This is a genomic window from Klebsiella sp. MISC125, assembly GCF_051131775.1.
GTDB lineage: Bacteria > Pseudomonadota > Gammaproteobacteria > Enterobacterales > Enterobacteriaceae > Klebsiella.
The window spans coordinates 2,646,454-2,665,936 of the sequence record NZ_CP180448.1; the positions used below are offsets into that span (position 1 = coordinate 2,646,454).

General features: G+C 56.2%; 33 protein-coding genes. 1 reads left to right on the forward strand and 32 read right to left on the reverse strand.

The features are described 5' to 3' along the window. Positions 1-55: 55 nt before the first annotated feature. From ACMYSL_RS12455 to ACMYSL_RS12535, 17 genes are all read right to left on the reverse strand, one after another. Entirely contained in the window at positions 56-451 is a 396-nt protein-coding gene (locus ACMYSL_RS12455) for a hypothetical protein (RefSeq protein ID WP_434663160.1), read from the reverse strand. Further along, the gene (locus ACMYSL_RS12460) at positions 451-825 is read right to left on the reverse strand and encodes a phage tail protein (RefSeq protein WP_434663163.1); all 375 of its coding nucleotides are present in this window, start codon (positions 823-825) and stop codon (positions 451-453) included. Before ACMYSL_RS12460 ends, ACMYSL_RS12455 begins: the two co-directional genes overlap by 1 nt. An 11-nt stretch (positions 826-836) precedes the next feature. Further along, positions 837-2,255, reverse strand: a complete 1,419-nt coding sequence (locus ACMYSL_RS12465) for a phage tail sheath C-terminal domain-containing protein (protein ID WP_434663165.1) — start codon at positions 2,253-2,255, stop codon at positions 837-839. Then, the gene (locus tag ACMYSL_RS12470) at positions 2,255-2,452 is read right to left on the reverse strand and encodes a DUF2635 domain-containing protein (protein ID WP_117252888.1); all 198 of its coding nucleotides are present in this window, start codon (positions 2,450-2,452) and stop codon (positions 2,255-2,257) included. Before ACMYSL_RS12470 ends, ACMYSL_RS12465 begins: the two co-directional genes overlap by 1 nt. Continuing rightward, positions 2,433-3,092 carry a DUF1834 family protein gene (locus ACMYSL_RS12475; RefSeq protein WP_434663168.1) on the reverse strand — a complete coding sequence of 220 codons (660 nt, stop codon included), beginning with the start codon at positions 3,090-3,092 and terminating at the stop codon, positions 2,433-2,435. Before ACMYSL_RS12475 ends, ACMYSL_RS12470 begins: the two co-directional genes overlap by 20 nt. Next, the gene (locus ACMYSL_RS12480; protein WP_117252886.1) at positions 3,089-3,517 is read right to left on the reverse strand and encodes a gp436 family protein; all 429 of its coding nucleotides are present in this window, start codon (positions 3,515-3,517) and stop codon (positions 3,089-3,091) included. The genes ACMYSL_RS12475 and ACMYSL_RS12480 overlap by 4 nt, the downstream gene beginning before the upstream one ends. Positions 3,518-3,526: 9 nt before the next feature. Further along, positions 3,527-3,883, reverse strand: coding sequence for an HI1506-related protein (locus tag ACMYSL_RS12485; RefSeq protein WP_434663170.1), 357 nt, complete (start codon positions 3,881-3,883; stop codon positions 3,527-3,529). Next, the gene (locus ACMYSL_RS12490) at positions 3,884-4,792 is read right to left on the reverse strand and encodes a Mu-like prophage major head subunit gpT family protein (protein WP_064360188.1); all 909 of its coding nucleotides are present in this window, start codon (positions 4,790-4,792) and stop codon (positions 3,884-3,886) included. It lies immediately after the preceding gene. Positions 4,793-4,803: 11 nt separating this feature from the next. Next, positions 4,804-5,199, reverse strand: a complete 396-nt coding sequence (locus ACMYSL_RS12495; RefSeq protein WP_434663172.1) for a hypothetical protein — start codon at positions 5,197-5,199, stop codon at positions 4,804-4,806. Then, on the reverse strand, positions 5,192-6,277 hold the full coding sequence (locus tag ACMYSL_RS12500; RefSeq protein ID WP_434663175.1) for a phage protease: 1,086 nt from the start codon (positions 6,275-6,277) through the stop codon (positions 5,192-5,194). The genes ACMYSL_RS12495 and ACMYSL_RS12500 overlap by 8 nt, the downstream gene beginning before the upstream one ends. A 234-nt stretch (positions 6,278-6,511) precedes the next feature. Beyond that, positions 6,512-7,057: a phage virion morphogenesis protein gene (locus tag ACMYSL_RS12505; protein WP_434663177.1), complete on the reverse strand. Its 546-nt coding sequence runs from the start codon at positions 7,055-7,057 to the stop codon at positions 6,512-6,514. Then, on the reverse strand, positions 7,047-8,318 hold the full coding sequence (locus ACMYSL_RS12510; RefSeq protein ID WP_434663179.1) for a phage head morphogenesis protein: 1,272 nt from the start codon (positions 8,316-8,318) through the stop codon (positions 7,047-7,049). Before ACMYSL_RS12510 ends, ACMYSL_RS12505 begins: the two co-directional genes overlap by 11 nt. Then, positions 8,311-9,879: a DUF935 domain-containing protein gene (locus tag ACMYSL_RS12515; RefSeq protein WP_434663182.1), complete on the reverse strand. Its 1,569-nt coding sequence runs from the start codon at positions 9,877-9,879 to the stop codon at positions 8,311-8,313. The genes ACMYSL_RS12510 and ACMYSL_RS12515 overlap by 8 nt, the downstream gene beginning before the upstream one ends. Beyond that, entirely contained in the window at positions 9,879-11,582 is a 1,704-nt protein-coding gene (gene terL / locus ACMYSL_RS12520) for a phage terminase large subunit (protein ID WP_434663184.1), read from the reverse strand. Before terL ends, ACMYSL_RS12515 begins: the two co-directional genes overlap by 1 nt. A 4-nt stretch (positions 11,583-11,586) precedes the next feature. Further along, the gene (locus tag ACMYSL_RS12525) at positions 11,587-11,946 is read right to left on the reverse strand and encodes a hypothetical protein (RefSeq protein WP_434663187.1); all 360 of its coding nucleotides are present in this window, start codon (positions 11,944-11,946) and stop codon (positions 11,587-11,589) included. Between the two features lie 3 nt (positions 11,947-11,949). Next, positions 11,950-12,279, reverse strand: a complete 330-nt coding sequence (locus ACMYSL_RS12530) for a DUF6527 family protein (protein ID WP_434663189.1) — start codon at positions 12,277-12,279, stop codon at positions 11,950-11,952. Further along, the gene (locus ACMYSL_RS12535; protein ID WP_434663192.1) at positions 12,258-12,488 is read right to left on the reverse strand and encodes a hypothetical protein; all 231 of its coding nucleotides are present in this window, start codon (positions 12,486-12,488) and stop codon (positions 12,258-12,260) included. Before ACMYSL_RS12535 ends, ACMYSL_RS12530 begins: the two co-directional genes overlap by 22 nt. A gap of 37 nt (positions 12,489-12,525) precedes the next feature. On the opposite strand from ACMYSL_RS12535, the gene ACMYSL_RS12540 reads away from it, so the two are divergent. Further along, positions 12,526-12,768 (forward strand): hypothetical protein, encoded by a 243-nt coding sequence (locus tag ACMYSL_RS12540; RefSeq protein WP_434663195.1) that lies wholly within the window; start codon positions 12,526-12,528, stop codon positions 12,766-12,768. Here ACMYSL_RS12540 and ACMYSL_RS12545 read toward each other — a convergent pair. The 15 genes from ACMYSL_RS12545 to ACMYSL_RS12615 form a co-directional block, all read right to left on the reverse strand. After that, a complete protein-coding gene (locus tag ACMYSL_RS12545) occupies positions 12,743-13,087 on the reverse strand; it encodes a hypothetical protein (RefSeq protein ID WP_434663198.1) in 345 nt (114 codons plus the stop codon). The two genes, ACMYSL_RS12540 and ACMYSL_RS12545, sit on opposite strands and share 26 nt — an antisense overlap. Next, positions 13,080-13,580, reverse strand: coding sequence for a DUF1804 family protein (locus ACMYSL_RS12550; protein ID WP_023158168.1), 501 nt, complete (start codon positions 13,578-13,580; stop codon positions 13,080-13,082). Before ACMYSL_RS12550 ends, ACMYSL_RS12545 begins: the two co-directional genes overlap by 8 nt. A gap of 1 nt (position 13,581) precedes the next feature. Next, on the reverse strand, positions 13,582-13,896 hold the full coding sequence (locus ACMYSL_RS12555) for a hypothetical protein (protein ID WP_049593300.1): 315 nt from the start codon (positions 13,894-13,896) through the stop codon (positions 13,582-13,584). Further along, a complete protein-coding gene (locus tag ACMYSL_RS12560; RefSeq protein ID WP_064360196.1) occupies positions 13,893-14,138 on the reverse strand; it encodes a hypothetical protein in 246 nt (81 codons plus the stop codon). Before ACMYSL_RS12560 ends, ACMYSL_RS12555 begins: the two co-directional genes overlap by 4 nt. Beyond that, positions 14,135-14,770 (reverse strand): hypothetical protein, encoded by a 636-nt coding sequence (locus ACMYSL_RS12565; RefSeq protein WP_434663201.1) that lies wholly within the window; start codon positions 14,768-14,770, stop codon positions 14,135-14,137. The genes ACMYSL_RS12560 and ACMYSL_RS12565 overlap by 4 nt, the downstream gene beginning before the upstream one ends. Then, positions 14,760-15,008: a DUF2644 domain-containing protein gene (locus ACMYSL_RS12570; protein ID WP_047935294.1), complete on the reverse strand. Its 249-nt coding sequence runs from the start codon at positions 15,006-15,008 to the stop codon at positions 14,760-14,762. The genes ACMYSL_RS12565 and ACMYSL_RS12570 overlap by 11 nt, the downstream gene beginning before the upstream one ends. Then, entirely contained in the window at positions 14,990-15,643 is a 654-nt protein-coding gene (locus ACMYSL_RS12575) for a glycoside hydrolase family 19 protein (RefSeq protein ID WP_434663204.1), read from the reverse strand. The genes ACMYSL_RS12570 and ACMYSL_RS12575 overlap by 19 nt, the downstream gene beginning before the upstream one ends. A gap of 81 nt (positions 15,644-15,724) precedes the next feature. Further along, positions 15,725-16,216: a hypothetical protein gene (locus tag ACMYSL_RS12580; RefSeq protein ID WP_434663207.1), complete on the reverse strand. Its 492-nt coding sequence runs from the start codon at positions 16,214-16,216 to the stop codon at positions 15,725-15,727. A gap of 9 nt (positions 16,217-16,225) precedes the next feature. Further along, a complete protein-coding gene (locus ACMYSL_RS12585) occupies positions 16,226-16,660 on the reverse strand; it encodes a hypothetical protein (protein WP_434663210.1) in 435 nt (144 codons plus the stop codon). Continuing rightward, the gene (locus ACMYSL_RS12590; protein ID WP_434663212.1) at positions 16,605-17,081 is read right to left on the reverse strand and encodes a gp16 family protein; all 477 of its coding nucleotides are present in this window, start codon (positions 17,079-17,081) and stop codon (positions 16,605-16,607) included. Before ACMYSL_RS12590 ends, ACMYSL_RS12585 begins: the two co-directional genes overlap by 56 nt. Before the next feature lie 59 nt (positions 17,082-17,140). Beyond that, positions 17,141-17,356, reverse strand: a complete 216-nt coding sequence (locus tag ACMYSL_RS12595) for a hypothetical protein (protein ID WP_020804757.1) — start codon at positions 17,354-17,356, stop codon at positions 17,141-17,143. Continuing rightward, a complete protein-coding gene (locus tag ACMYSL_RS12600; RefSeq protein ID WP_434663215.1) occupies positions 17,337-17,975 on the reverse strand; it encodes a hypothetical protein in 639 nt (212 codons plus the stop codon). Before ACMYSL_RS12600 ends, ACMYSL_RS12595 begins: the two co-directional genes overlap by 20 nt. Before the next feature lie 138 nt (positions 17,976-18,113). After that, positions 18,114-18,662: a hypothetical protein gene (locus ACMYSL_RS12605; RefSeq protein ID WP_434663218.1), complete on the reverse strand. Its 549-nt coding sequence runs from the start codon at positions 18,660-18,662 to the stop codon at positions 18,114-18,116. A 55-nt stretch (positions 18,663-18,717) separates the two neighbouring features. After that, positions 18,718-19,257 carry an HD family hydrolase gene (locus tag ACMYSL_RS12610; protein WP_434663221.1) on the reverse strand — a complete coding sequence of 180 codons (540 nt, stop codon included), beginning with the start codon at positions 19,255-19,257 and terminating at the stop codon, positions 18,718-18,720. Continuing rightward, complete coding sequence (locus ACMYSL_RS12615) at positions 19,254-19,478, reverse strand: hypothetical protein (protein ID WP_049593289.1); 225 nt, start codon at positions 19,476-19,478, stop codon at positions 19,254-19,256. Before ACMYSL_RS12615 ends, ACMYSL_RS12610 begins: the two co-directional genes overlap by 4 nt. Positions 19,479-19,483: the final 5 nt, after the last annotated feature.

The following is a 19,483-nucleotide window of genomic DNA, read 5'->3' on the forward strand; positions in this document are numbered from 1 at the left end:
TTCCTGCCATGCAGCCCGTCGAGGTCGTTCAGCCAGCGAGTTAGCTCGCTGACGGTCATGCCTTCGATGCGGTCGGCGCTGATGCCGAATCGTCCGAGGATGAGGGTTGCTCGCCGGAGGCCGGTGAGCTTTTCTGAGCAAGCATCCGCTTTTTTTTAAGCCCGGCCAGCTCTGCATCAAGGATATCCAGATCCTCTTCTGTGAGATTATCCAGAAGGAAATCCACAGTAATATCGTCCCTACTTAAGGTGCCAAGAGATTCAATAACTTCTGCCAGCAATGCTACTCGGTAGTGAACATACGCCGCTGGCGTATCGGTTTCCCCCAGAGCCTCCATAGTTGAAGCCAGTGCCTTGACGGTATGCCTCATGACCGGCAGGGTCACGGTGTAGTCATAATGAATGACGTCACCATGAGGGACGCCGTAGAGCAGTTGTCCTGATGCTTTCATTAGCCTTGTACCTTACGCAGTGACTGAATGGTGAGATCGCGACGGGCTTCGTTGTCCACGCTGTACTGTTCACCGGTCTGGGTGGTGAAGCAGTCCAGATAGGAGTACAGCGGATTGCCGTCCATATCCATGGTGGTCAGTTTGGACCCGACCATTTCATCCCAGTCCGGCTGCGCGACGTTTTTCGGCATCACGACGGTGATCTGCAATGAATGCTCGGCGATGCCTTTTGCATACCCTTTGGCGCGGCCGGTGCGGTTCATGGTCTTCACCAGCTTGCGGCCGGTGTTCGTCTGAGGACGAATATCGGTCACCTCAATTTCCATACCATCCACGTAGAGGACGATCGCACCCACATATTCTTCAAGTGCCATTTAAAAACTCCTTATAAATACAGGTCGATGACACCGGCAAACACATGCAGGCCGTTTACCACGTCCGCCGGGATACGGGCGTTAAGGCGATTGTTGTCCTGGCTGTCGCGCTCAACAATCAGCTTGTCCTTGTTCGCCTCAACGTTTTCAATAATCTCAAGTTCTTCCAGCTTCAGCAGCACGTCGTAGAGCTCGCTTTTCACCAGTGGAGGCGTGCGGGTGGAGAGCTTGCTGCGCGGGAACCGCAGCGCAATACGCTCGCGGCATGCCTTACGCACGTAATCCAGGGTGCGGATGGTGGTCAGGTCCAGCAGGGACACATCATCGACGCCGCTGGCGTTACGGGTGTAGGTCGTGATGGCCCGGACGATCTGCACGGTCTCACCGGCCCCCACCTCAAACGGCACCAGGCCGTTATGCAGGGCGCTTTCCTGCTCGGTTCGTCCCGGACGACTGGCGAGGTCTGTCACATCCAGCGCCAGCGTCAGGGTATTCAACGGCCGGGCCGGGTCTTCTTCGCTGGCAATACGTGCACCATAAGCCGCCGCAATCTCTGCCGGCAGCATGACGGAACCGTTATGCCAGCCCAGCGTGATGCGCCCGCCGTTGAGCTGTGACGCCAGCGTGGTCCCGGCAGCAAGCGTTCCCGGCCAGCCAGCAACGCCGATCGCGCCGCGCTGCTCCATTGGACCGGAAACAAAATCCAGATGGGTACGCAGCGTCGTCAGCGTGGTCTGGGTGGAGAACGGGCTGATGATGATGTTGTGACCGGCAGCCACGACGTTCGCCAGCGCCGGTGCAATATCCGGGTCAATATCCCCGCCGGCCATTGCTGCCACCGCCGTGGTGGTCCCGCTGGCGGTGGTCTGCGCACGCAAACGAATACCATTGCCGGCCGCGCCTTTGTTCTTCGCGGTCAGCGTGAGAACGCCGGCGGCGACAGCAGCGGTGACGGGCAGCTCCGGCTGATTGTCGATCGCCGTTTTCATGGCGGCGGCGATGACCGTTTCCGTGTCGGCCGCACTGACGGCCACATCCACGCGGGTGTTTCCCACCCACAGGCTGACCACACCCTGCGAACTGGCCGGCCCGGTAAGGGTCAGCGTACCGGCAGCGGCATTTCCGGCGACGGCATCGTTGATGCCAATGACCGTCAGATCGAGATAGGCATAGGTATTGATGGCCGCCACCACCATCAGATGCGCAACGGAACCGTAACCGAAGTACACCGCCGCTTCATCGGCGCTGAAGACACTGGTGGCCACAAGCGGATCAAGGCTACCGCTGGCGAGCATCGGGGCGACAATCAGCACCTTCTGCGCATTCGCCGGCAACGTGCGTACCGCAAGTCGCGTGTTGAACTCGAAATACTGCCCCGGCTTGCGGATGCTCGACGGGATATTGTCGAAAGAAATGTTCGGGCTGGACATTATTTAGTTCCTTTGCCGGTCGTTGCTGCAGCGGCCGTCACATCAACGGTCGCCTCCGTCGCTTTTACCAGGTCGCCATCATTCAGGCGGCGCTGATAGTAGGTGCTTTCAGGAACCTCGACGGGCTCCTGCTCGATGTACCGGCGGGCGTTATCCTCGCGCGGTACCCGGATTCCCTCACGGGCTTTCACTTTCATGATGAATAATGTCCTCTGCTGCGAACGGCTCCCGGCCGTTCAGGAAATACTGCAAATCGGTGGTCAGCCAGGCCGGGTCATCCTCGCTGCTGGCACCGCCATACTCGCCAAAAATCTGGTCAGGATGACCGGGCGGCAGGTCTGCCGGTGCCAGAGGAAACCGCCCGTTCTCCAGTGATGCCGAATCAAACCGGGTGTCAAACTCACAGGCAAAGACGGACATCGCGGCTTTTTGTACCTGCGTGTTAAACAGTGTGCGCACCTTGCCAGGCATCAGATGGTCAATAGGTAACCCCAAATCCTGCCGCGCCAGCAGCCGACGGATGGCATACACCAGCTGGTAAGAACCCACCTCGTCGGATGACGGGCCGCCGTGGCGGGTTGCCTGGTCGCTTCGCACGTTACGCGACCCGGCGATGACCACAAATCGCCCGGTATCGCGCCACTTATTACGGGTGGTGCTGAGCAGCTCGGTACCCTGAATACCGCCAAAGGTGACCCAGACGCCCGGCAACTGGCGCACTACCTCAGCAGGATCGCCATCGAGTTCGCCACTGTAGGAATGCACCTCGCGGACCAGTTTGCCGAGCCCCCGGGTGAGCCTGTCGATAATGGCGGATTCGATTTGCGTGATAATCAAAATGCACCTCCACCCGTCTCATCGCGCCCGAAAACCCGGCCATTCGAGGAAAAGCGGGACAGACTCCCGCCCTGAGCCACTGAACCGTCTGGCAGACGGCCAAGTGTGATATTTCCCTTAGCAACCTGCTCCAGATAACGAATCGCACGTTCATAACGCTCCCTGATCTCTTCGGTGTTCTGCGTCTCCGCCCCGGTCAGCTTGTACCGGGCGATGTCGCAACATTTATCCACGAGGATCCCGGGCGTATCTGGCCAAGGCACCGGATAACGGCCGGACAGGTAGCTGTCGATTTCGGCGGAGGCCCGTTGAAGGCCACCGTTAAGCACAGCATCATCAATCTGACCGGTGAAATCCCTGTCGGAGAGGGAGATACACTCCCCCTCGCCAAACTGCAGGACCATATCGGCCCGGGTGGCGTACATAGCAGCTCCTTACTTTTTCGCTTTAGCCGAAGACTCAGCCGCTGCAGTATCGTCAGCAGCGTTACCCTTCGCCTCCGGTGACAGGCTCGCCGTCTGAAGTGCCAGCGCAGCCTGCAGACGATCGCGGTCAGTGGTCACGTCCTCCAGCTGGGTCTCCAGCTCCTGAATGCGTTCCAGTGCGGCCTTCAGCTTGTCGTCATCGCCGCTGATCGCGCCGGTATGCACGACCAGCGCCGGCTCGGCACGCAGGATGGCGATCTGTTCTTCGGTAAAACTGCCATCCGGCCAGGTCACAGGCACATCACGGTGTGCCACACCACAGCGACGGAAGCCGTCGCGCTTTGCTGTAATCGTAATTTCAGGCATTTATGCATCCACCCCGGTTGAACCAAAACCCATCTGCCAGAAGCCATAGCCGCCGTTAGAGCGGGCCTCGGCACCAAATTTGTACTTCTTCATCAGGAAGACGTCGTCGCTGTCCAGGTTGGTCTGCTCGACAAACACCGGCTTCTTACGTTCCTGATATACCAGCGGCTTGACCGGTTTGGTCACGTCAAACAGGTACCACTCGGTGTCGGTTGCCAGCCCTGGCCACACCAGGACCTTTGCTGTTCCCTTGTAGATGTTCGGCGTGTTGTCCGGGAAGCGATCGGCCGTCATCAGATAATTGGCGATATCCTCCAGTGCCGGCGGGACAACCAGCAGTCCTGGCTGGATGCGCAGGCTTTCACCTTCGTCATCCTTGAAGTTACGCATCGCCGCACGGGCGGCCCCGAAGGACGCCTGAGCGGCGGCGAACGTCGCGGCCGATAGCGCTTTGGTCCCTTTATTGGAGGCAGACCCTTTACCGACCGGGTGATCCGTATCGAAGAAGTACTGCCCGTCATAACAGAGGTTGGTGAACCCGCCGCTCAGCAGTCGCCCGATGATATCGGCTGGCAGCTCTGCGGCAGACTGTCCCGCACCCTGAGCCTGCTGCGCATAGCCCAGCATGGTGTCATCTTCGACATCGTTGCGATCGACCTCGATAGTCGCTTCCCAGTCCTTGTTACGGATGGTGTAGTTAAACGCCTCAAGGGCTTTCACTACTTTTTCACCCAACCATTCACGCATTTTCGGGAAGCGCGACAGCCAGGCGTAGTTCTCTTCTTTGGTGCCAGACGGCACGACCATCGCAATCTGCTGCCAGTCGTTGGGGGTCTGATCAAACGCATTCTGGAAGGTCTTCTTAAGACCGGTAAAGATGGTTTTCAGGTTCTGCTTGTTAACAATCACGGCTGATCTCCTTAAATTTCAACCCAGACGCCGTCAGATTCGACGGCAATAACGGTACCGGCCACCGGTCGTGCATCGGTATTGCTGGTTTTTGCCACGGTGATGCTGTCGGCGACATAGCAGGATTTACCGACATCCGCCTGGGTGACGGCATCCCCGGACAGGTTGGTCAGCTTCCAAGCTTTACCGCGACGGACCATCACCGACGTCGCCCCGGCCGCGCCGGCGGTGTTATCAGCGTACTCATCGGAGACGCCTAAAATGGTCAGGGAAGCCGTGGCGGCAGCAGGAACGGCGAGGCCGCTGGCATTCAGGCCGACCATATGCCCGCCATAAATCATCGTGGCCGCAGCCACCGGCACGGCGACCAGCTCGCCATTACGCCAGGGAGTGTTACGATCAGACATTGCTGTTTCCCTCTTTAAAATCGTTCGGATCAAGGCCCATCATGCTGAGCACCGCCGGATTCAGCTCATCTTCCGGCGCATCGACGGTTCTGGACGGCAGGCCAGCCGGCGGACGTCCACCGGTCTGGGTGGTGGTGAGCGCCGCTATACGGGTCTGTTTACTCAGATGATCGCGGAGTTTGTCGGGGCTGGATTTGGCCAGCGCCTCCGCCCAGCCTTTCTGCGCCGGCAGCAGACGACCGTCAGACAATGCTGCCTGAATCAGGTCGGTGGACTGCTGCAGCGTCAGCTGAGCAATTTGCTCTTCACCGGATGCGCGGGCCTGCTCGATCGCCTGATTCATAACTTCAACGGAGACCCAGAGGACCGGGTCAGGGGTTTCAACCTGAGACGTCAGCGCAGCGACGCTGGCTTCCAGTCCGTTAATCCAGGCAAGACCGGCGGCAGCCTGGCTGTCCGAAGCCTTAATTTTGTTAATGAGCTTCTGCAGCTCGTTGAGAATGTCGGCTTCCGTTGACGAAAGCGGCAGACCCAGGAACCAGCGGAGCTGTTCCAGCAATTCATCCATCGTTGTGTCCTCAGTTGAAGTGGCGGCCAGGAGGGAAGCAGCGGCAAGCATTGCCTCATCCATACCGTCCAGGGCGGGCGTATTGGTCAGGGCCGCGTTGATTAACGTGGTGACCAGACCAGTCGCGTCGTAAAGAAATACAGGGGAAATAAATTTGTATTCGCCGGCGTCGATAGCGGCGGCGGCTGCGTCAGTCCATTCGACATCGACCGCGAACAGACCCACACCCTCGCGCCACTCCAGTTTTTTGAACCAGCCGGAAGCCGGAGCCGGCAGACCGTTCTTCGCCGATCGCAGGGTCTGGTGTTCGTAGTCGATGACATAGGGGGTCTGGCGGGCGTCAGCCGCTGCGATGAGCGCGGCTGCGATAGTGCCGTCAATAAACCAGCCGTCAGGGCATTCAGCCGGGCGACCGTCGCCGGCACGGAAGGTGCCGGCCGGTAACAACTGGATAACGCCGCGAGTGGCGGCGTTGATTACCTGTGAGAGTGACGCGATACGAGTTTTCATGACGCCGACATTACAGGGATATTTTCGGCGCAACAGACTGAAGGATGTCAGTGGGTATATAAAGGAGGGGATGGCGGGAACATCATGTCACTCTGTCCCGGTGCAGGGCAATAGCGCTAAACGTTTTTAAACCGCTTTTAAAAACGTCTGAACACCCTGTTAAGGTAGTTCCGTCGCCCTGAAGGATAGAGAACGCCCTGTGATGCGTTACAGCGCGTTTTCGGGTTTCGCTGGTTAACGGTAGATCTGACTGAAATAATCCGTCGCTTTCTCTTCCATATCGGTGACGTCAGATTCAGTCAGATGCAGGAAAGGACGCGCGGTTATCTTGATCTCATACGCCGGGATGGTATGCCACTCGCTGTAGTTGGCTTTGCTCTTGCGGGCGAACTTGTTATTCAGGGTGCCGTCCTTGTTCTGGCGGTAGTACGCCTGCTGGCTGCGGGCAGGGATATTAATCTTCCCCCCTGACTGGTGAATGCCGGCGTAGACCACATTGGTCCCGACCGTCGCCATATCATTGTCACTGTAAGCCGTGATGCTCGCCGCCAGTCGCCCTGAGCGCTGGAGTATTTTACCGCCCCGGCGCTGCGCCCAGTAGGCATTGCTTTTCCAGTGCTGCCATTTTGGCCGGCCTTCCACCTCGAAGTTCTCCTGGACCGAGTCTTCCATCAGACCGGCCAGCATCTTCATCAGCGGCGCGCGTTTCTCGAATTTGTTGATCAGCTCGCCTAACGAGCGCTCAAAGTCAGTAACGTCAAAAACGATGTTATAAGCCATCAAACGAACCCTCCAGTAACGGTAACTCAGCCAGCGACTGCAGGGAGGCCGGCGTCAGGGACTCGCCGCCGTCCGGTAACTGCAGCTCGTAGCCGGCAGCGTTCTGCCCGGGAACGGCCCGCACCTGGTGGAGTGACTCGCCATTGCGGATGACATAAAGCAGATCGTCACCATCAGCCAGAACCGCTGCAGGCTGGCGCAGCTGTGCCGGCAACAGCTCCCAGAGCGGCCCGGGTGACTGTACCACCGCGCTGTCGGTCACCGTCATCACTGCGGCGTCGGGCATACGGCCACGACCGGCCAGCGCATCGAGCGTGCGGGTGCTGAGTGCGCCGGCATGACGGAAAGCACCGGCTGGCTCACGCAGCAGCGACTGGTTCACGAAGCGGCGCATGTCGGATGTGAGCGCGTCAAGCAGCTGCGGCTCCGAAAGTGTGTGCTGAACAGCCAGCGCGGCCATCTGTGGTGGTGCTGTGGTTGAGCGGTCCATCAGGCGTTGACCGAGACCCGCCAGCCAGCCCTGACCCGGATTATGGCCAAAGCCGGCATCAGGGGTATAGAGCTGGCCGTTGTAGCGGAACGCCTGCACCTCGCGGGTATCCTGCGGCCCCCATGCCTGCTGCACGGTTTCCAGATGCCCCTCGCTCGACCAGACGGAGATGCTTTTGCTGTCGATATCGTTTTGCGAACGTGCCCGGACGCGGCAGCGGCATCCCCAGCCATCGGGCGGATAGGCAAACTGCCAGATGGGATCGTCATAGCGGGCCGTCAGTCCGTTCAGCGCCGCGTGTGCGGGCCGTGTGCGCAGGTCCATGACCGCCACGCGCGTCCAGTACGGGCGGTCGGCGGCATTCTCCATCTGCTGGGCGTAGCGGCCGGCACCATAGGACGACTGCATATTGGTTTCAAAGATGGTGCGTAGCCGGCGCGGGGTTAACTGCTTGCCCTCCAGTACGCCATCCTCATCGGCGACCAGCTTCGCCTTATCGGCCAGCCAGCCTTTCTGCGTCAGCTTCTGCGTCATCTGCCGGCGGAACTGTTCCAGCGTCAGCCCGTTATCCAGTGAATCCTGCAGGCCGGCACGCACGTCCTGCAGAATATCCTGGCGCAGAATGCCGGCGACGGTGAACGCCGTCGCGTGCGCCCGGGCTTCCACCTCATGCCAGTTAAAGCCGATGGTGTAACCTTTGGACTGGAAATACTCGATGGCCTGAGCGGGTTTCAGGCCAATCGCATAGCTCAGGTCAACGCTGTCAGGCATCGGAATTCAGCCGCCCCCATACGTCCGCGACAAACAGCGCCTGCTCCAGCAGGGTCACCAGCTCGCTGTCGTCCAGGTCCGGGTAACTGCCGGCAATGATATCCATGGCCTCATCAGGCAGGCGGCCATCCTGCAGTGCAGCGACCAGCGGCGCGATGAGGTTCTGCATGGCGGCGGCGATCTTCTCCGGCACCGGACGGCCGTTATCCAGCGCCTCCTGCGCCGGGTCTGACAGCTCTGCGGCGGTGGTCAGGGCAGCAATCCGCCGGAATCGCTGACTCAGTGCAACGGGTAACGGTGTGCCGGTCTGGGCCGGTGCCTCCAGTACGGCCTCATCTTTCTGGGGAACCGGGATACCCAGCTTTGTATGCACCCAGGATGCCGGAATGGTTTTCACACCCGATTCCACCAGGTTTTTCACCCCGGCAGAGAAGGTTTCGATATCTTCGATATCCCGGGTATCAAATACCAGTTTAGGCAGCTTGCGGCGCGAAACCTCATACCCGTTAATCCGCAGCAACATATCAATCATGTTGCGGAAGAAACCCTCCAGCTGGCGGGCATCCGCGACCAGGATATCGTGGCGGACGTCGTTATGGACGTTACCCAGCGCATTGGTGGAGGTCTTGCCATCGGCCTGGCTGGTGAGGGTTGCCCCGAGGATCACTTTTGATTCGGTGCGCTCGCACCAGTCAATCATTGCCACGAATGGATCCGGCTGACCGGATGCGGCAGCCTTGAAATCAATGGTAGTGCCCATCGGAATAATGCCGGCAGCGTTATGGCCAAGCTGCACCAGGCAGTCAAAGAGCGCGTCTTTGTCTGCATCGGTGGCCCCGGCCATATACGTCCCGACCCGCGCCGGCAGGCCGTAAATCTCCAGAAACTCCGCCATATCACGCAGGGAGAAGTTCTTGAAGAGGTAAGGCCAGACCAGCACACGATACAGCCCGGACTGGCCGGTAAAGCCGGTTTTGGCGTTATGTCGGTGAACCATCCAGCCGAACGGTGCCAGCTCTTCGCCGTCGATGCTGCCATTGTTCAGACGGATTTCATCGCCCCTGTCGGGCCGTGCCTGGAACCAGCGATGCGGCCGCAGATGCGCTTCAGACGGAAGCCAGACGTTCTCTTCCATATCCCACTCCAGCTCCTGACAGCTGAAGCCATGCCCGATCGCATCGGCCGCCTGCAGGATGATATCCTCCAGGTTATCCAGTGTATCGAACCACTCCTGAACCATCGCCGCGAGGTTCTTCTCTTCCGCTGTCGCGTTGCGGCGCGGTTCGATGCTCCAGTCCAGCCCCAGCAGCGCATTCTTGCGCTTGGCCATCTCTGAAAAGATATGGCCGTCTTTTTCGACCATATCGTCAAAAAGGTCTGCCTGCGCGGAAAGATAACCCTGCTCGGCTTCCTGCAGTATCCGGGGCAGATGGCGAATCGTCAGCCCCCGGGAAGGATGCGCCGGGTAGGTGCTGTTCAGCTGTATCATCCGTGCGGTCTGCGGGGCTTTTGTCACCGCCTTGTCAAACGGGCGACCCCACTGGTCAACGATTTTGCTCATTACCATCCTCCGTTACTGAAGCGCGAGCGGCTGCGCGGGCGCTTCGAATCTGTGCGTCTGTTGTCATCATCGCGGTCATCGTCCTGCCGGCGCGGGACCTGGCGGAAACCGTCACGCGTCCCAAAGGAGTTACACAGCGCCCAGAGCATATGCAGCGCATCCGGGCCATCATCATGGTCGGCTTTGGGAAAATGACGAAGCTGCTCAATCAGCGTGACCTGGCTCGGATGCAGGCGAATCAGCCCGTTAAACATCCACGGCTGCAGGGACTCGATACGCAGGATTTTGTCGGCATGCGGTATCACCGGCATCGCCGGAACCGGAACCCCCAGCTCCGCTGACTGGCGGACCAGCTCGGTGCGCAGGAACTCCTGGAACTGGACGGCTTCAACCGACCAGCACAGGCAACCGTACTGGCGCTGCAACTCAATGGTGTCACTGATAATGACGCTTGGCAGACGCTTTTTAATGCGGGCCTCGACGACGTCAAGGATGCCGGTCATCCGGTTAAATCCACCGACCATAATCGCCGAGGGGTCGCGCGATTTACCGTTCTTACCCAGACTGGGGTCGATACTGCCGAAGAACGACCATTCGTTAAGTCGGTTAACCCAGAAGTTGATGCAGGTGGCAAACGGCGCATCATCGCCGCTGACCGGGTCATTCTGGTACTCACTGTCAAAAGTGCTGTGGCCGTCACGTGCGCGGATCAACATCAGGGCATAGAGTGGACGCGCTGACCAGGAAACCACCGCGCCGGCTTCCATCGCGTCCCTGTGCTCATCGTAGAACGCCCGGGCCAGCAGCTCGCCGTCGTCGTCATTGTTACGCAGGACTTCTTCCCACTTATCCCACAGCGTCATGTCTGACGGCCAGGTGATAAGGGCTTTAAATCGCTTCTTGCGCCAAATGGGATTTTTCAGGGTGCGTGACAGCACCGAGTCGTAATGCAGAATAGTCCCGATGTAGATAACATCGAATTTAGCCCCCGCGCCACCCAGCGGCAGAACGGTCTTTTTCAGCCAGTTATCCAGCTTGTCGCGCTGGTCCGGGTTGCGGACCAGCTCATCGTTTTCAATATCATCGAGTACAGCCAGATCGGGACGATACGGGCCATGACGCAGGCCGCGCAGCTTTTTACCGCTACCGGCAACCTGCACCTTGATATCGGTCGCTGTCAAAATGGTACCCATCTGCCAGACGCGGCCCGCGCCGCAGGCGTCGGAAAAGTCCATCTTCAGCCGCGGGTTCCAGCAGAGCTCGGCCTTGATCGCTTCCAGCATCGGATACGCCTGGTCGATACTGTCCATGATGATGACCGGGTATTTTTTCAGCCCAAGAATGATGCACCACAGAACAAAGAGCTGGCTGACGATGGTCGATTTGGCCTCACCACGGGGAGCGGCGATGGCGTCCTGCTGACTGACGGTCGCGCTAACGATTTCAGGCAGACGCTGAAACAGGAACTTATGCAGCTCCGACTCATCTTTATGGCGGATATAGTGCGGGAAGTAGTTCTGTACGAAGTAACGGAAGCCGTTAACCGGATCCCTGACCGCCTCACGGCGCTGATTGACGGCCTCCTGAGACGGGTCAAAGCCGACCTGTTCCGCCTCGATGGACCGGCGCAGCGATGCGGCCAGCTCGTTGAGCTGGGCCTCAAACTCCTTTTTGTTCAGGGAGACATTCTTTTTACGCGTCACAGGGTTACTCCGGTACCGCCGGCGCGGCTAATTTGCGCTCCAGCTTAGCGATCAGCTCCGCTTTACCCGCTGCCTGCAGGGCATAAACGGCACACATCACGAACCACCCGGACCAGATGGCAAACACGATGAACGCCACATCTGTCAGGACGTCATAGCAACGCCGGGACAATGAACGATGTTCATATTCGCGCGCAAATACTACCTGGCCGTTCGGGCTCATCAGCCCCAAAAGGTTAACAACCCCGACGAACCACCCGGCAAAATAGCCGATATTCAGTAACCGTTCGTCGGCCCACAAAACGCCCATGGCCAGCGACACCGCAACGATCGCATCGATAAGCAGGCTCAGTAAAAATTTCATCGGTCAGTCCTCAATGCGGGGTAACGGAAGTGTCTGCGCCGCCAGTTCGTGCGTACAGTCAGCCAGATACTGGATATGACCGTCGCGCACAAAGCTGTGGCAGACACGATGCTGGTCTTTAGTCCGGTCATCAAAATGCGCCGGGTTATCGCTCGGCTCTTCCCAGGTCACCAGGATGCTGGGGTTGAAAGTCGGGCGAACATAATCATGGTTCCAGTCCCAGCGCGGGCCGTCGCCCTGGCCAATGGTCACCTGATGGGAGAAACCGCAGCCCGGGCAGATGAAAGACAGGCGATCGTGAGACACATTTTTCACAACGGCGGAAATAAACATGATTTATTCCCCCCCTTTAAAGCGTCGTTAACAGCCGTTTCAAAGCGGTCTTTATCATTCCAGCGGTTGCGGGAACACTCCATAACTTCAACGCGGCCATCGAGCAAATGAACTTCGATGTAATCTTTAAATTCCGGCGCGATGATATAAGCCACTTGACTGGCCATCACGCTGATACGGCTATTAACTTGGATTAATTTGTCAGCCATAATCGTTACTCCTCAACTCAAAGGGAAAACCTGCCCCATGAAACAAAAACTCACTATTGACCAGCGCATCGAGGTTGCCCGTATTACGGCATCTCTTTTCGAATCCACCTTCCCGGAATTTGGGAAGGGAACGATGAAGATGTCTTACGAACTTAGAGTCGCCGAAATGAATCAGGCCCCGCCCCAAAAGGACTCTGGACCTGACAATTACCGCAAATGCTATGCATGGCTCTTTGATGTGGTCGCCTCAAAAGTCACGGATGAATCTGACTCTCTCTGATAACAGCTGCGGCCTCTGCGGGGCCGCAGACTGACTGCATTGCCAGCCACATCGCCTCAACAAACAGTATCTGGTACATTTCTTCTTCACCGAATTCAGCCTGAATCGCGCAGATAATGCGCTGACGCAGTGATTCACGACGCGCGCAAGGCTCGGGTAATTTTTCCGTTGAGGGAATGGGCATAATGGAAACTCCTTTACTGAGTGAACGTAATGCTTTCTGCACGGACTTAAGCTGCCGTGGGTCGATGTAGCGTGCTGTAACAAAGCCCTGTCGGTGAGACCGGGCCAGACTTTCCCGCCAGTTATGATCAGCCATAGTGTTTTTGTACCTCATTACCAAAGGGTTCCAGCACCTGGACAAAGGCTTCCATATGCTTCGGGTAGTGTTCACTGATGAAGGTGGACAGCATAGTGATGACCTCCATCGCCGTGGCCAGTTGCGACGTCTCCGGCAGCACGCGCTTGCTGGCGACGGTCGCTTTGTTAAAGGCATCACTGAGACTGGCCAGCAACTCAACGCGGGCCTGTGGCGGCAATTGTGAATCAACGTTGAGCTGTTCAATGGTGGTCTGATACTGGACCAGCAACCCCATCAGGATGGCCCGGCCGACGTCCTCCATACCATTACCCGCCAGCACGTTCGCGGCACGGAGCTTGTCCCAGTCGTCGCCGCTGTCCTGCGCGTCTTTCTTCCAGCGGGCGGCCGTCGCAAAACTGACGCCGCATTGCGAAGAAACGATCTGCAGTGATAGCTGGCTCTGAATATAAAGCCGCCGTACTTTTTCCCTTGTCTCGGGCGGATGCGCCATATCAGAACCCCATCTTGGCCTTGATTAAGGAAATGGTCGTCACGACCAGCCCGCCCGACAGCGCCCCGGTCAGCCCGCCGGAGATAGCACCCTGACGGATAACCCGGCTTTCCATCGCATCAATACGCCGATCGATACGCATCACCGCCCCGGAGATTTTCTCCAGCTCCGGCATGATGTCGGGGGAGAACGGCCGGCGCTGTTCCGTCAGCAACTGCTGCAGAAGCATTAACGGGTCATCGCTGGCCAGCCTGACCGACGGCGTCACGTTTGCTGTGGTAATACGACGCTGCCGCCGCTTTTGTCTGGCCTTCATGTCCGGTCTGCCTTCTTGTCCAGTTTGTCGAGGATGCGGTTAAGTGAGTTCTTGATGTCCCGGATATTGTCCGATACCAGGCTGTAATCACGCGAGGCATCGTCCCGGCGCTGGTATTCGGTTCTGATACGGTCAACCGATTCTTCCAGATCGCGGATATCGAGCTGCAGTCGGCGGATCCAGATACCGCCGAACAACGTGACAAGACCGAGAAGTAACTGGTAAAGCTGGTCTGGGTTCATTGTGGCTCCTTACCGTAGAGCTGGCGGATGGTGTTCAGTTTGTTGCGGATGAGCTGGCACCATTCGCCGTAGCCGTTGCTGTGGCCGAGGATTCCCCGGGGAGAGAGTCCGCCGCCGGCGCTGTCGGCATCGCCGGAATATCCAGCATTTCTGCCGTCGGCTGTTGACAGATATTGACTGCAACCGGGTCCGGCTGGATAGCCGAGGTTTTGCTCGTACAGGCACAGAGCGCGAGGGCCGATACCAGTCCAGCTATCGCCATCTTTACGCGTGAGTTCATCGATTTTTTCCTTCAGTTTTTGCTGTGCGATCGTCAGTGCTTTGCCTTTGGCCAGCAGCTCCCCGGATAATTTGTCCGCCTGCTGCCGGTAGTGTTCGGCGAGATTTACCTGAGCCTGCAACTGCGACTGGTTCTGTCTGGCCTTATCGGCATCCGTTTTTTCGCGCTCAATCTTGTAATCGTCGAACGCCTTCTGAACGGTGGCCGTCGCGTTGTTTGCCGTCTGTACGTCACCCCGCATCTGGCTGGCACATACCTGAATACCAATCCATATCCCCGCAAACAGAATCAGCGCGACAGCAACCAGCCAGGGGAGCAGCGGTTTTATCAGCGTCCAGAGCTTACTGACCATCGGGGGTACCTCCGTTCGTCGGGGCGGCAGGCTGATCGCGCTTCATGGCCACCAGTTTTGACCCGATGTTATGGCCCGCCCACGCGACGATGTAGGCGGTAAACATCCACTCCTGCAGCTGCAGGCTGTAGCCGTACCAGATGACGATCGCGGACGTGACCAGAAAAGTAAAAAACGTAATAGTGTCGCTGGTGCTGAGCCGGCCAGACGGGTTAGAAATCAGTTCTTTGAGGGACATAACGCCCTCCGGGCTTTCTCGAAGAGCATGGCGCGGTCGTTAAGACCAACCAGCGCGGGGTTAATTTTGCGCGTAACTTCGACCACGTTGGCCGCATCCGCCGGCGCATTACAGCCGTGCTGATACCAGAACCAGGCGGCAGAACGGGCGGCATTCACCGGTTCAAGTAACAGGTCGGGATTGTTCAACAGGTCCAGCCCCAGCGCCTGCCCGCAGGCCCGATAGTTGTTTTTGAGGGTAACCTGAATTAAGCCACGACCACGATAACGCCAGCCGTCGCCGGAGGATTCCGGGCCGTTCCCGCCCTGGTTGGCATAGACAAAGTTAGCTGTGGCCTGCGGTTTACCGACAAAGCCCCGGGCAAACTCCAGCTCAGCCGGATCAATCTTGCGGTTTTTGTTGCGGTCGAAGTCAGAGCGGAAAATCATCGCCAGACGCGCAGCATCACGGTAGTTCAGGTTTTCGCTGATGACGGCAAAACGGGTGCTTTCATGGCCGAGCTGCGCGATAAAGCCAGCCTGACGCAACGGGGTATTGATAAAGAATTCGGCCATGGCCGCATTCAGCGGATCAAGCCATTGCTGCGCTCGCTGTTGCGTAATGCCGGCGGCACGCTGGAAGTCGTTGAGATTCATGTACTGACACCACAGGGAGTTAAGGTGATGTCAGTATCGCGGGAGGGAGATCAGGAAATCAGATTGACGGGTGTCAGTGGGTTATGGCGTAACATCAATGATTTGAAGCTGTTCGCTTTCTTCAATCTCTTTTGGTGGAGGATTGTTTATTGCATACACACAATCATTTGCCTGCTTTATGTATTGATTTGCAGCAACCTTTAGAGCTTCGGGATCGTCTTTAGAAACACTGCTTAATCTCTGCGACCAGAAATTATAGGCAACTGAGGGGACAAAAGTACAAGCATTAAATGGTGTTGGATTAAGCGATACATCACCATAAAAATGCTGGATATCCTCTCCAAGAATTATCAAATGTCGGCTCATCGCTCTAACTTCTGGTGTTGTGTATCCAAGATTTTTGTACATCGTGATCACTGCATCAGATGCTATAAGCGTTTGCTGAACCTCATTCAGCATTTTTTTAGTTTGTTCTAACTGCATTTGATAGGTTTCAACTGCCTTCGCATTGGACACCATTTTTGCAACTGAACAAGAGCTCGTAACAAGAAGAAGTAAAGCTATATATTTCATAAATCCTCTTTAAAACAACGAGTCTTGATTGTATTCATTCGCATTTTTCCGCTGCGCCAGTAGACGCCAGCCGGTGCGATCGCCAAATCCGTATTTCGGACACAGTAACGTCATGGCCATTAACGAAGAAACACCGCTCCGGCTGGCCTCGTCGAAGTCTGCCAGGAACTGCAGGTTACGCAACTCGCGTAATGCCAGCTCGCAACGGGGCAGATAAAGCGGGAACCCGCCAAAGTTTTTAAACAATATCTGGGCGTTATGGTCACCGATGGTATCGCGGAGGAGTGCGGCACGTTGAGCACCGAGAGCGCGGAGACCTTTACCAATCGGGAAGGTGGTGCCACCGAACGCAGACAGCAGGCGCTCGGTGGCCGGGAAGCCGATGAGGTCAGCTATCTGAATGACTACCGGGGGCAGTAGCTCTGTTACCTGTTGCAGATTCATCGGTTGTCTCCCGTTTCTTACGCCGTTTTGCGTCGATGACCAGCGCCTGCATCAGCTTGGTTAACTGTTCATCCGTTAACCATTCCACGCGCTTGACCTGGAACATATGATCGCACATTTTCTCGGCATAATTCCACGGGCGTTTTGCATCTGCAAGCAAAGCTTCAATTTTGCTGAGCATCGTTTTGCGTGAACGGGCCACATTTGGCCGCTTGCCATGACGGGCTGACTGGCGGGGGAAGCCCTGCTCATGCATGTATTCACGCACGGCCTGCAGCTCGTCGAGGGAACACTTTGTGGATGAGGTTTTGCCGTTACACATACGGGCCAGAACAGCGCGATATGTCGCGTCATCCCAGCCCAGATGAGCCTGACCGGCTTTGATGGCCCCGATAAGGCCGCGTTTTGCTGGAGTGGACATATTACCTCCTGTTGGTTGCCATTACGGCAGGCACTCCGCAAAGTGCCTGCAAGAATGACTCACTGAATGGGTTCAAGTTTGTTGACCGACACGCCCCCGATTTTCCCTTCCACCCGGACGACCAGCCGGCCGTTACGTACATGCCAGGCTTCTGAGGTGGTGACGACTTCTTCCACTTCAGGCATCCCGGGAACGATGTAATACCGAAACCGGGAGCCGACCGGATAACGCCGGTTAAAATTACCGGCAGTCATATTACGCAGGAGGTTCTTCATTGTTCCCCCGAAGGCAATCAGCAATGCTGATGAGACCGTTTTTTTGCAGATAACCCATCGCCGCTTTGGGTAATTTGTTATCAGGGCATGCCGAACGAAGTGACAGGGAAAGGCGCTTGACCCACATTACCAGCGAGCTGGTCTGAAGATCAGCAGGCTGCGGCGATGCCTCAAGCCATAAGTGAGATGAGATTTGGCCATCCTCCAGGTGAGCATACTCCTTATGCCGGATGCTGATGACCCTGCCAGACGGACTACCAGAATCGGCGTTACCGGCAGACCTGTAAGCAGCATAGATAGCGTCAACTATCTGTTTGCAGTCCACCAGGATTTCAGGCTCACTATGGGTCCCGTGCAGGCCGCCAAATGTCTCCTCCAGCGCTCGGCGGATATGTTCGATACCCTCCATCGCATCGCGGAAATTTTGCTCGACGGCCAGATCAGATGATGGCGGCTGAACGGTGTAGGGCGACTCGCTGCCCATTGCGGCCAAAGCTATTTCAAACGTTTTCAGTATATTTTCACGCTCGTCATCCCAACTTATAGAGCCGTTATTGCGTCTGGTTTGGATGTCAGAAATTGCTTCCTGCACCCACTCTCTAGTTAATTTGCTGGTCATTATTTTGACTCCATCAGAATAAATTAAAAATAACGGAAAGAATCAGAGCGGCACTTAATGTGCCGATAATCCATCGCCAGAACGATGCGCGTTCAGACGATGACTGAAACCGGGATGCTTCACTCATAAGCTTTTTGTTCATCTTCTGGCGTCCATTCTGTCCAGCTCGAACAGGATCCGGTCTTGCTGCGTCATGCGGTGGCCATATACAATAGCCAGAACGGCCCCTAGCGATATTTCCATTTTTTCAGCAATAAGTTTTACACTCATTCCGGCAGCATGAAGTTCGCGGCAAAGCAATACATCCTCATCACTGTGAATGGCGCAAGGGTGATTTTCTCCGATGCATATAAGGCTGAGTCTCATGTATTCAGCCTTACCTTTTACAGATTGCAGACTACGCCCTAAATTTTTCGCGATATCTCTGCAAACCATCTTCCCTGCATTACACTTGAGGAAATCTATTTCTTGCTTAGTCCAGAAACGATAACTTTTACGCTTGCCTAACCCCAACTTGTGGCGCATTCCCTTTATCGAATGATAGCTGCGCTCTAATTCTGCTGATAAATCCATTAATGGCTTGCTGTTACCATGTTCGATTAAATAGGCTACTTCTCTACTGCTCCACAGTTTTCCTTTTAATCCAGAGTGCCATTTGCTTACATGGCTTTTATCTTTTTTAATCATGATAATCACCTCATTATTTCGAATGATTAATAGACCGGTTATGCAAATTTTTTTATCAATGTCCTGGCTTGAGTTCGAGCCAGCGATCGATAAAGAGTTTTCGTGCCTGACGGGGTAACATCGGGCTGATGGTAAATTCATCCGTAGGCTGAATGCCCCTGAGAATGGCCCATTCAGAATCGTCTTCAATAAACAGGTCGCGGCGTTCTGTGGCCAGCATGATGAGGTCAGCGCGTTTAACTTCCGGGCTCATAGTTTCGGGAAGGCCAAACTTCTGGCTGATTAAACCCTCAACCCATTTCTCAATACCGCGATAATCAGGCAGCAACACTTTCAGCGGCGCAGCAATATCATTGCAGTAAGCCTCACTGGCATCATGCAGTAGAGCTTCAAGCGCAAACTCAGACGGCACAAGATAGCTTGCCAGCACGGAATGCTGAGCGACGCTATAGAACTCATCCAGATGGCCGGTAAAGCGACACAGATTAGAAAGAGCCTGGGCGATATCATCAATATAAATAACGTCAGCGCCTGAATTGCAAAAATAAAAGTGCTGACCTGTCCAGGTGGTAATAAAACGGTTTTCAGTATTCATGCTAATCTCCAGCGTTTTTTGTGACGTTCTACGGCCTGTTTCATTGCGGTTTTATCAGCCGGTTTACGGATTGACTGACCGCTACGGGTATAAAATTGAAATCGTGTCTTTCCTGGGTAATCGGGATGCTCAATTACAACGGAGTTATCGTTAAGGTGATAAATACGCTTACTACCCATATCCTGAACTTCACACCCTGAAACACAGAGATATCCAGCCATAATCG